The 9,092-nt window shown below is 50.5% G+C and carries 10 protein-coding genes and 1 tRNA gene; 4 read left to right on the forward strand and 7 right to left on the reverse strand.

Features of this window, described 5'->3' with window-relative positions; all coding sequences use genetic code 11:
- Positions 1 to 125: 125 nt before the first annotated feature.
- Together RNAN_RS14810 and RNAN_RS14815 are read right to left on the reverse strand one after the other, a co-directional pair.
- The gene (locus RNAN_RS14810) at positions 126 to 869 is read right to left on the reverse strand and encodes a DUF481 domain-containing protein (protein WP_008223247.1); all 744 of its coding nucleotides are present in this window, start codon (positions 867 to 869) and stop codon (positions 126 to 128) included.
- Positions 870 to 871: 2 nt separating this feature from the next.
- A complete protein-coding gene (locus RNAN_RS14815; protein ID WP_008223249.1) occupies positions 872 to 1,696 on the reverse strand; it encodes a mechanosensitive ion channel domain-containing protein in 825 nt (274 codons plus the stop codon).
- Between the two features lie 162 nt (positions 1,697 to 1,858).
- Here RNAN_RS14815 and RNAN_RS14820 point away from each other — a divergent pair.
- The 3 genes from RNAN_RS14820 to RNAN_RS14830 all read left to right on the forward strand — a co-directional run bounded on the left by RNAN_RS14820 (position 1,859) and on the right by RNAN_RS14830 (position 3,916).
- Positions 1,859 to 1,934 (forward strand) — tRNA-His (locus RNAN_RS14820).
- A gap of 56 nt (positions 1,935 to 1,990) precedes the next feature.
- The gene (locus tag RNAN_RS14825) at positions 1,991 to 2,530 is read left to right on the forward strand and encodes a DUF1285 domain-containing protein (protein WP_008223251.1); all 540 of its coding nucleotides are present in this window, start codon (positions 1,991 to 1,993) and stop codon (positions 2,528 to 2,530) included.
- Between the two features lie 102 nt (positions 2,531 to 2,632).
- Positions 2,633 to 3,916 carry a metal-dependent hydrolase family protein gene (locus RNAN_RS14830; RefSeq protein WP_008223252.1) on the forward strand — a complete coding sequence of 428 codons (1,284 nt, stop codon included), beginning with the start codon at positions 2,633 to 2,635 and terminating at the stop codon, positions 3,914 to 3,916.
- Positions 3,917 to 3,944: 28 nt separating this feature from the next.
- Here RNAN_RS14830 and RNAN_RS14835 read toward each other — a convergent pair whose 3' ends face one another.
- The 4 genes from RNAN_RS14835 to RNAN_RS14850 all read right to left on the reverse strand — a co-directional run bounded on the left by RNAN_RS14835 (position 3,945) and on the right by RNAN_RS14850 (position 6,892).
- Positions 3,945 to 4,421, reverse strand: coding sequence for a DUF2489 domain-containing protein (locus RNAN_RS14835; RefSeq protein ID WP_008223253.1), 477 nt, complete (start codon positions 4,419 to 4,421; stop codon positions 3,945 to 3,947).
- 2 nt (positions 4,422 to 4,423) lie between these two features.
- Positions 4,424 to 4,972 carry a Der GTPase-activating protein YihI gene (yihI, locus tag RNAN_RS14840; protein ID WP_008223254.1) on the reverse strand — a complete coding sequence of 183 codons (549 nt, stop codon included), beginning with the start codon at positions 4,970 to 4,972 and terminating at the stop codon, positions 4,424 to 4,426.
- 53 nt (positions 4,973 to 5,025) lie between these two features.
- Positions 5,026 to 5,577, reverse strand: a complete 552-nt coding sequence (locus RNAN_RS14845) for a class I SAM-dependent methyltransferase (RefSeq protein ID WP_237739933.1) — start codon at positions 5,575 to 5,577, stop codon at positions 5,026 to 5,028.
- A gap of 688 nt (positions 5,578 to 6,265) precedes the next feature.
- Positions 6,266 to 6,892 carry a c-type cytochrome gene (locus tag RNAN_RS14850; protein ID WP_008223256.1) on the reverse strand — a complete coding sequence of 209 codons (627 nt, stop codon included), beginning with the start codon at positions 6,890 to 6,892 and terminating at the stop codon, positions 6,266 to 6,268.
- 181 nt (positions 6,893 to 7,073) lie between these two features.
- Here RNAN_RS14850 and yihA point away from each other — a divergent pair, with 181 nt between their 5' ends.
- Entirely contained in the window at positions 7,074 to 7,703 is a 630-nt protein-coding gene (gene yihA / locus RNAN_RS14855; RefSeq protein ID WP_008223257.1) for a ribosome biogenesis GTP-binding protein YihA/YsxC, read from the forward strand.
- Between the two features lie 562 nt (positions 7,704 to 8,265).
- Here the strand turns inward: yihA and RNAN_RS14860 are convergent.
- Positions 8,266 to 9,092: DNA polymerase (locus RNAN_RS14860; protein ID WP_237739934.1), on the reverse strand; the 827-nt coding region annotated here is incomplete at its 5' end.

Consider the following 9,092-nt stretch of genomic DNA (forward strand, 5'->3'; position numbering starts at 1 on the left):
CGCGTAAATTATGCCCCAGCGCTTCGGCTTTGGGGTCGCCGTAAATCTTGCGTTAACTGATGGAAACTTAACCGCTTAATAAGAAAACGCCCGCAACAGCGCGGGCATTTTTTGGCTCAGTTTGTTTAGAAGGAATAAACCAGCGTCAGTGACGTTTGCGTATCGGTACTTTTTTTACCTAACGGCACTTCAGAGTCGTTTTGTACTAAAAATGCGGCTTTCATTTGCAGAGCACCATTAATTTTTGCCAGCAACGCGCTTTCTGCAATAGTACGGGTGTTGTCATCACCGTATTCCACGCTTAAGGTTTGGGCAAAACTGGCCGACTCGCTGATAGTCCAGTTAAAGGCGGCAGCACCACGTACGATAAGGCCATTTTCAGTCTCGCCGGTAGAGCGCTCGCCGGTGAAATAACCCGGACCGATTTCCACATCCAGCGACTTATCTTCAGCATTGTAGAGACGGGTACCATAACCGACCGCCAGGGTGGTGTACTTCAGATAAGCACCGAACTGGTCATCAGTGTATGAGCCAAACACAAATAGCTTATCGAACTCTTCTTCCAGCTTGTAGGCTGCTTTGGCTGACACGAAATAACGCTCGGCCGACTTTTCCGTCACCTTGTTGCCATTTTCATCGGTTTTTTCATCTTCTTTGAAAAAAGCGCTCAGAATGTACTGGTTACTCCACTGCTCCAGTTCCTGTTTGGCATCAATTTTACCGGTGATAGAGGTACCCACTGTATTACCCGAGGTAGTAATAGCGCCCAGCTCAGCTGAGGTAGTCCACACTTTATCTGCACCGGCAGTCTCATTGGCCTGCACCTGCATACTGACCACGGCAGCGGCCAGAATAACACCATACTTCATGTTTACTCCTGCGTTTCTTTTTTGATATGAACATCCATCTGCGGAAACGGTATCGCAATACCCTGCTCGTCAAAGGTTAGCTTCACTTTTTCCAGCGTATCCCAGTACACGGCCCAATAATCGGCAGAGTTAACCCAGGGCCGCACATTCAGATTGACCGACGAATCTGCCAGTGCCGCCACAGTGACAACGGCGGCGGGTTCTTTTAGCACCCTGCTATCTTGCGCCAGGATATCCTGCAGGATCTGTTTTGCTTTGCGCAAGTCTGAGTCATAACTGATGCCAATCACTAAATCGACCCGGCGGATTGGCTCTGCCGAAAAGTTGGTAATAGCGCCACCGGTGATCTGTGCGTTGGGCACTATCACTTTTTTGTTATCCGGTGTTTTCATAATGGTCTGGAAAATTTCTATTTTATCGACGGTGCCGCTAATGCCGGCAGCGTCGATAAAATCGCCCGACTTAAACGGCCGGAACAGAATAATAAGAATGCCCGAGGCGAAGTTAGCCAATGAGCCTTGTAAGGCCAGGCCTACCGCTAAACCGGCAGCACCGAGAATGGCGATAAACGAGGTGGTTTGCACGCCCATTTGTGACAGCGCCATCAGCACAGTGGCGATCATGATAATCGCGTAAATAATACTGGCGATAAAAGACACTACTGCCTTGTCAACAGAACGGCCTAACAGCGCCCGTTCGATAAAACGCTTCACAGCGCCGGCTACCATACGGCCAAGATAAAAAATAACGATAGCGGCAACCAGCTGTAGCAAATAGCCGAGTAACACTTCATGGTTTTGCTGAAACAACTGTTCAATTTGTTCCATTAAATTCCCCTTAGGTTGTTGCTGAGCAGAAAAACAGCGCCTAGCATAGCACAGAAGCCCCCTCGCCGGTATGAAAATGGCTACAACACATTAACCTGACCAGCGCCGCAGAAAAAGGCTTGGTTGCCGGCAGATTTTTCGGTAAAATGCGCGTCCATTACGGTGACTGTAGCTCAGTTGGTAGAGCCCCGGATTGTGATTCCGGTTGTCGTGGGTTCGAGCCCCATCAGTCACCCCACTTTTTGCCTCAGCTGCTAAGCTTTAACAACCCCAGACAACACCTGCTAGCGCACGATGGACTTATCCCGGCTGCAACAACAGTTACAACAACCTCATCTGGCCCCGGTAGAGCGCTGGAACCCGCCGTTTTGTGGTGACTTGCCGATCTTTATTGATAGCGATGCAAACTGGCATTATCAGGGCAGCAAAATTAACCGCAAGGCGCTGGTACAGTTGTTTGCCTCCGTCTTACTTAAACAAGGTAACGACTACTTTTTACAAACACCGGCAGAAAAGGTGCGAATTCAGGTAGCCGATGCGGCATTTATCGTGACCGACTACCATTGGCAAACCACAGAGCAGGGCCCGGCACTGCAGCTAGAGACTAATCTTGGCCAGTCTGTGCTGGTAAGCCCGCAATACCCGCTATTACTTAAACCTTCGCCCCAGCAACAGCTGTTACCCTATTTACAGCTCTGGCGCGGCCTAAGCGCTAAACTCAGCCGCACTGTGTATTACCAGCTGGCGGAGCAGGCACAGCCAGTGAACTGTAACGGCAAGCAGCATTACCAGCTAAAAAGCGCCGGTTATCCGTTTACCTTTGCCATAATCTAAACTGGTCGGTGAAAACCTGTTGTTGGTCTCAAGCCGGTTGCCTCTGTGCAAACAGCGGCTAACACTGCTTTTTTACCCTTCATCACAAAAGGCACTACAACTATGAATAAAACGTCGCTTGCTGTGTTAATAAGTAGTCTGCTGGTTTCGCTATCTGCCCAGGCGGCCACCCTGATTTACGCCGGTAACCTGATTACCGCAGAAGACAACAAGATGTTGTCGCAGCAAACCATTGTCATTGAACAGGATAAAATTGTTGCACTGCAAGCCGGCTTCACCCCGCCGGGCGAAACCGACACCGTGATAGATTTGCGCCAGCACACGGTGCTGCCGGGGCTGATGGATATGCACACCCACTTTTACACCCAGTTCAGCCCCACCGTTTACAGCGAAGGCTTTACCATGAACGAGGCCGACTATGCGCTGCGTGGGGCGACCTTTGCCGAGAAAACGCTCTTGGCCGGTTTTACCACAGTGCGCGAACTGGGGGATAACCACCAAATCAGCACCGCGCTAAAAAAAGCCATTGCCAAAGGCTATGTTAAAGGGCCGCGTATTTATGCTGCCGGTAAATCTATTGCCACCACCGGTGGCCATGCCGACCCCACCAATGGCGTCGCTGCGGCGCTGATGGCCGATCCCGGCCCGAAAGAGGGCGTGATCAACGGGGCTGACGACGCGCGTAAAGCGGTACGGCAACGTTATAAAGAAGGCTCAGATCTCATTAAAATCACCGCCACCGGTGGTGTGCTCAGCGTGGCGAAAAGTGGCAGTAACCCGCAGTTTACTGACGATGAGCTGGCGGCTATTGTCAGCACCGCCAAAGACTACGGCATGAAAGTGGCCGTGCATGCGCATGGTAAAGAAGGTATGGAGCGGGCGATAAAAGCCGGTGTGCACTCTATCGAGCACGGCACCTATATGGACAAAGCCACCATGGCGATGATGCGTAAACAAGGTACTTATTTTGTGCCGACCATCAGTGCCGGTAAATGGGCGGAAGAGAAATCGCGCATTGCCGGTTTCTTTCCTGAACTGGTCAGGCCCAAAGCGGCCACTATCGGCGGCAAAATTCAGCAAACCTTTGCCGAAGCCTATAAAGCCGGGGTAAAAATTGCCTTTGGCACTGATGCCGGCGTGTTTGAACACGGCAATAACTGGCGGGAATTTGTCTATATGACCGAAGCGGGTATGCCAGCAATGGTGGCAATACAAAGCGCCACTATTGAAGGCGCCCGTTTGCTGGGGGTAGAAGACGAACTGGGCAGCATTAAAGCCGGTAAACTGGCCGACATTATTGCGGTAGAGGGCAACCCATTAGAGGACATTAATGCCATGGGCCAGGTACGCTTTGTGATGAAAGGCGGCCAGGTCTACAAACAGTAACCGCCGATTTTCCTGCAGCTGTGCTTTGTTACTGCGGTTGAAACCGCTGTAGCAAGGCCGCCACGTCAGCCAATATAGGCTGTTTAAAGTCTTGTTCCGCTTGTAGCCGAACTTTATCCTGCTGGCGGGTCAGGCTTTTTGCCTGCGCCTTACGCGCCTGATGTGTTGGCATATCTTTGACTACCTGATACATCTGAAACAAGCCGGGATAAGTGGTTTGTGGATCTGGCGTACGCTCTGGCACCAGATGATCCAGCAACACCCATAACCGCAGCGCGCCCTCGGACAGCTCGCACTGCTCTTCACGCATCGCTTTGCAAATCAGAATGATGCTGTCGCGCAGGTACAAGGCTTTTTCTGCTTGTTGCTGTTGCAACCGGGCAGCTTGTTGCAGCTGCTGCCGGCGCTGTTGTTGCAAACGCATCAGCAAAGTACCGGCATAAAATGCCAAACCGGCGATAATCAGGGCACCAACAGCAATAGCCAGCCACACAGCAGTCGTCACGGTTAATCCTCGTCGCCTAAAATGTCTTTACGCCAATCTTTACTTTCAAAGGCCGCCAGTGGATCAGCATCAGCGTCATCATCGCTCAGGCCTAACTCAGCCATCAACTGCTCCATGCGGGCAATTTTAGCGTTAAAGTACTTAGCATCTTTGCCGGTTAGGATCTCATCACGCTCGACCCGCTCTAACAGCGCTTGCAATTGGCTGTCGTTTTCAATCAGCGCCAGCTCCTGCTGCGGGCTTAGTGGCTGCGGCTTGGCCTTGGCCAAACTGGCTTTGGGTTCAACAACCGCGATCTGCGCGCTTTGGACCGCTTCGGTTTGCGCTAACAAAGCTATCGGCTTTTTACTGCCCAGCCGCTTATCTTTTGGTGCTGACTCGCGCTTAGCCTCCGGGGTTTTAGCCAACATACTGTTACGGCTGCCTGATTTTAAGCCAGCACCCTTTTTCTTGGTCTCTTCTTTTGGTTGCCGGGTTTTACGAATATCTTCAGCCGACAAATGCCGCTGGCCATTAGTACCGGCCGAGCGCGTTTTTTTCTTGCGAGTCATGGTTGCTACCTGTAAAAAAGGGCGCACATTTTAACCAGTTTTGCCGCTAAACACTAATGCTTTATACGCTGTAACACCACCACATCATTTGCCGCTACCTGCAGGCGGTAACCATCGCGCCTGGCCAGATAATGAAAGGTGTTAAGGTGGAAAAAGCTAACATGGGTCGGGTCCAGCTTGTAGTGCCAGTTGGCAAAGGCTTCTGCGGTAGTATAGCGCTTGGTCATAATGGCCAGGGTGCCACCGGGTTTTAACAGCCGCTGCCATAGCGCCCATTCCTGCGCCGGGTTAACAAAATGCTCTATCGCCTCACTGCAGCTGATAAAGTCGTACTGCCGCTCGAGCACTGTGTTATCGGGTGCAAAAAACGGGTCCCAGACCGCCATCTGCTGGCCAGCTTCCGTCAGCATTTTTGCCAACAACGGGCCCGGGCCACAGCCAAAATCCAGCCCCTGCAGATCGCTACGGTCTAAAGCCTCCAGCAAGGGCGTCGCTAAGCGCTGTAAAAACCGGCGATAACCGCTGTCATTAATATCATTATTATGTAACTGATACTGGGCGTGCTCAGCGGCTGCTGACAGCAGGCTGCTTCTGTCGGCAAACACCAGTTCACACTGGGGGCAACGCCAATAGCAGCGCTGCTTATCCTGATGAAAAAAAGCGCACGAGGAGGCAAAACAGAGCGGACAGCTTGGCTTAGACATACTATTAACTACAACGGCTAAAAAGAAAAAGGCGATAAGATCATCTTATCGCCCTGGATATACTTGTGTCAGGTGGACACTTCTCTCATTCGCTGTCATCTTCCTGATGTTGCTGCAACACCCTGTTTTCTGATTCCCTGTTTTATATCGCCTTCCTGGCTGAATTTTTATTCTTTACGATCTTCCTGATACTTTGGTAACCATCCCTGAGCGTGAAATCACGCGGCACATCATCCTGATGTGTATTAACAAAAGGCACCGCGCACTGGCGTACTGGTACTGACACTTCCTTGCCGCTAGTCCTTGTTATTAGGCGTTACTAAATGTAACTGCTGACAATTTACTCCAATCTGACCAGATGGCAAGCATCTGCATAAAAAAAAAGCGGAAATAACGACAAGGAATATATTTTTCCATTTAAATTCAAATAAATATGCAGAAAATGTGCTTATAAAAAAGTTCAATAAAAATCTCATGATGGCAGATTTCTCACACAATATGTAAGAGATCTCTTACAAAACCCGGCTGGAAGCCATAAAAAAGCCGGCGATAAACGCCGGCTTTTCTACGATGAGTAACCAGAAACCGCCTAGTGCAGACCACCCAAATACTGTGACAACACCTCAATATCTTCGTCTGTCAGCTTTTTCGCGATGTCTTGCATCATACCGTTTAAGTCGTTAGCGCGCTGGCCACTACGAAATTCCTGCAGCGTAGTTTTCAGGTAATTCGCGTGCTGGTAAGAAATCTTCGGGAAGCCTCCCAAACTGGTGCCGTTGCCGCGCGGGCCATGGCAAGCGATACAGGCGGCGATACCGCGGTCAGCATCACCGCCACGATACAGCTTTTCACCCCTGGCGATGACATTCTCTGGCGTGCTGCCAGCTTTCATCTTCTGCGAGGCAAAGTAGGCGGCCAGATCTTTCATATCCTGGTCGGATAACGCGGCGACCATGCCAAACATAATGCTGTTATTACGGCCTTGCTTACCGGCGGTTTCCATACCGGTTTTATAATCACGCAGTTGCTTATACAGATAAGGTGCATGCTGGCCTGCCAGCTTAGGATACATGTCAACTGCGCTGTTACCGTCAGCAGTGTGGCACGCTGCACATACCGCTGACTTTGCTTTACCTGCTTCAGCGTCACCGTCAAACGCCTGGGCTGTTCCGATAAGACCGAATAACAGCGTCAGTGGAAATAGCATTTTTTTCATTTTTTATCCGTCTCTGTCCGCATTAAACCGCCAGCATACTGGCAACCAAGTGAAATAACCTTAATTTTTATGCCTATTTTACACGAAACTGCCCAAAGTAAAATCCCATCAATGCGGCAAAAGCTTCTGCCGATCAGCCAGATCCGCTACAATAGCGCCAAATTAGTTGCCGGAGAAGGCAGTGTACAAGTCGAAAATCAATTATCAACGCGCCAGTTTTTTAACCAGCGCCCCCGATATCAATGCCTTACCTGCCGACAGTGGTATCGAAGTGGCCTTTGCCGGCCGCTCTAATGCCGGTAAATCCAGCGCACTTAATACGCTGACCCGGCAAAATAGTTTGGCCCGCACCAGTAAAACGCCGGGGCGCACTCAGCTGATTAACACCTTTAGCCTGGATAACCAGCGCCGGCTGATTGATTTACCCGGCTATGGCTTTGCTAAGGTACCACTGGCCATTAAAGAGAAATGGCAAAAGTCACTGGCAGAATACCTGATGAAGCGCGACAGCTTAAAAGGGCTGGTCGTGCTGATGGATATCCGCCACCCACTGAAAGATCTGGATCAGGATTTAGTGCACTGGGCGGTACAAAGTGAGCTGCCAGTGCTTATTCTGTTAACCAAGGCCGATAAACTTGGCCCCGGCGCCCGTAAAAAAACCTTGTTAGAAGTGCGCGAAGCCAGCCTGGCCTTTATGGGTGATGTTACCGTGCATACGTTCAGCTCGTTAAATAAACAAGGCTTAACAGAGTTAGAGCAGGTGTTGGATCTCTGGTTTGCCGCGCCGGACGAGGCCGCTGGCACTGAGTAACAGACAGAAAAAAACCGACACCCTTGGGTGTCGGCCATAGCAAACGGGGAGAAGCTATAATTTCAAATCAACAGGGTGTCTTATCGCTAAGACAACTGCATTATAGCGCAAATTTTCTCGGTTTGAAGTATTTACTCTAAAAAATCTCGTAAATTTTCAGTTTTACTCAGCCGCATGCAGCCGGCGCCCATCGTTTTATCCACTTGCGGCTGTACCACTGGCGTTGTTTAGTAAAAAAACAGAAACAAAAAAAACGCCCCACTGCAAGCAGTGGGGCGGCTAAATAAGCCTACTTTCATCGGTGCTGGCTATCGCCTGACACTGAAAGATAGAACATCTTACCTCTGTACCCTACCCGACAAATTTTAATCAGCTGGCTAAAAAATGCAAGCATTTTATGTAATAAAACTACATAAATTGGTTTTTGTTGCAGCAAAAGATTAATTTAGGTAATAAAATTACCAAAAAAAATCCCGCCATTAAGGCGGGATACGAGATGAAACAGGAGAGAGGGATAATGTAACTGCTCAGTCAGACTCAGCCTGGGCGGATAAGTTCAACCTTAATGCGCCTGATCCCAGTTATCGCCAAAACCAGCCTCGGCCAGCAGTGGCACATCCAGCGTTGCCGCCTGCGCCATCAGCTTTACCAGTTCAGGTATCACCTGAGGCACTGCTGCTTCATCGACTTCAAACACCAACTCATCATGTACCTGCATGATCATCGCCACTGTGGCGGCGCTGTGCTGCTGGATCCAATTGTCCACCACTATCATGGCTTTTTTAATGATGTCAGCCGCTGTGCCCTGCATCGGCGCATTAATGGCCGCGCGTTCAGCCCCTTTGCGCCGCGCCATATTCTGCGCATTGATCTCCGGCAAATACAGCCGCCGGCCAAACAGGGTTTCAACATAGCCCAGCTCATGCGCTTGCTTACGGGTACGCTCCATATAATCGAGCACACCGGGGAAGCGCTCAAAATAGCGGTCGACATACTGCTGGGCGTCGTTGCGGCTAACCCCAAGTTGCTTGGCCAAACCAAATGCCGACATACCGTAAATCAGGCCAAAGTTAACCGCTTTGGCACTACGGCGCTGCTCGGTACTCACCTCTTCCAGCTTGACGCCAAATACTTCTGCCGCCGTAGCGCGGTGGATATCCAGCCCGTTGGCAAAGGCCTGTAGCAAGGCCTTATCCTGCGACAGGTGTGCCATAATCCGCAGCTCAATTTGCGAATAGTCGACAGCGACTATCTTCTTACCCGGCGGGGCGATAAAGGCCTGGCGAATACGACGACCTTCTTCAGTACGAATAGGAATATTCTGCAAATTAGGATCGGTGGACCTTACCCTGCCGGTAGCCGCGACCGCCTGATGGTAAGAGGTATGTA

Origin of the sequence: Rheinheimera nanhaiensis E407-8 (genome assembly GCF_000296695.1) — a bacterium.
In the GTDB taxonomy this organism is placed as follows: Bacteria; Pseudomonadota; Gammaproteobacteria; order Enterobacterales; family Alteromonadaceae; genus Alishewanella; species Alishewanella nanhaiensis.